The sequence below is a fragment of the Pseudonocardia sp. KRD291 genome, assembly GCF_019263595.1.
Lineage (GTDB): Bacteria > Actinomycetota > Actinomycetes > Mycobacteriales > Pseudonocardiaceae > Pseudonocardia.
On the sequence record NZ_JADQDD010000509.1, the window covers coordinates 1 to 1,708 of the forward strand.

At 77.6% G+C, this 1,708-nt stretch carries 1 pseudogene; it reads left to right on the forward strand.

The features are described 5' to 3' along the window. A pseudogene (locus tag I4I78_RS32275) lies at window positions 1-1,708 on the forward strand (hypothetical protein); the annotation flags it as partial.

Consider the following 1,708-nt stretch of genomic DNA (forward strand, 5'->3'; position numbering starts at 1 on the left):
GATCGAGCTGGCCGCCGCACGCGTGCGCACGCTGAGCCCGCGCGAGATCGCCGCCCGGCTCGACGACCGGTTCCGCCTGCTCACCACCGGCTCCCGGACCGCGCTGCCCCGGCACCAGACGCTGCGCGCCGTCGTCGACTGGAGCTGGGACCTGCTCACCGCCGCCGAACGCCGCCTGGCCGCCCGGATGGGGGTGTTCGCCGGGCCCGTCGACGCCGATGCCGTGGAACGCGTGTGCGGCGACCCCGACCACGACCACGGCGGGCCCGGCGGCGACACGTTCGACCTGCTCGCCGTCCTGGTGGACAAGTCCCTGGTGCTGGCCGCCCCGGACCCCGACGGCGGCCCGACCCGCTACCTGATGCTGGAGACGATCCGCGCCTACGCCGCGGCCCGGCTCGCGGAGACCGGCGAGCGGGAGGCGATCAGCGCGGCACACGTCCGGTGGGCCCTCGCCCTGGTCGAGCGCGCCGAACCGGCCCTGCGTACCCGCGACCAGCTCGACGCGCAGGCGGTGTTCCGGCGCGCCGAGGGCGAGATCGCTCTCGCGTTGCGCCGCGCCGTCGCCGCGGGCGACGCGGAGCCGGCGCACCGGCTGCTGGCCGGGGTGTCCTGGAGCTGGATGATCCGCGGCTCGCTGAGCTCGGCGCAGCGCTGGTCCGACGAGGTGTGGGCGCTGCCGGACCCACCGCCCGGACCGGCGGCCGCGGTGAACCGCGCGTTTCGCGCCATGCTGCGGGCCGCGCGGGGCGACTCCGCAGGCGGCTCCGCGGACGTGGACGAGCTCACCGCGATGCTGGGGTCCCTGCCCCGGCCGTGGCATCCGGCGGTGGCACTGGCCGGGCCGGTCCGGCGGGCGTTCACCGGTGTCGACCGCGACGGCCTCGCCGAGCTCCTCGAGAGCTCCCGGGTCCCTGCCGGACCGGAGGACCGCTGGCTGCAGGGCGCGACGGCGCAGATGCTCGCCACCGTCGCCGAGAACGAGGGTGACCTGGACGACCAGCGGGCGATGCTGCGGATCGCGCACGCCCGGTTCACCGAGTGCGGCGACCGGTTCGGGCTCGGGATGAGCGTGTTCGCGCTCGGAGAGCTGGAGGACCTCGCCGGTGAGACCGACGCCGCGCGGGCCGCGTTCACCGAGGCCGTCGAGCTGGCCACCGAGCTGGGCAACCTGGACGACGGGCCGCAGTTCCGGATGCGGCTGGCGGGCCTGGCCGTCCGCTCCGGTGACGTCGACGAGGCGCGCGCGCAGATGCGGGTGGTGCAGGACGACTCCGCGGGCCGGGAGGGCAACTGGGCCGCCTACGTCGACGTCGCCCGAGCGGACATCGAGCGCCGGGCCGGGGACACCGTGGCGGCCCGCACCCTGCTCGACCGGGCCGAGTACGACGTGCGGGCCACCTCCGGACCCGGTGCGCCGCAGCGCGAGGCGCTGATCCTGACGACCCGGGCCGCGATCGACCTGGACGAGGGACGTCTCGACGCCGCGCGCGACGCCCTGGACCGGGCGGCGGTGCCCGCCCAGGCCAGCGGGGACGGCCCGGTGATCGGGCGGGTCGCGGAGATCTCGGCCCGGTGGGCCGTCGCGGCCGGGGACCCGGAGCGGGCGGGCGAGCTGCTCGGGGTGGCGGTCACCCGTCGCGGGACCCTGGACCGGGGCGACCCCGAGGTGCCCGCGGTGCTCGCCGCCGTGCGGGCCGCCCTCGGC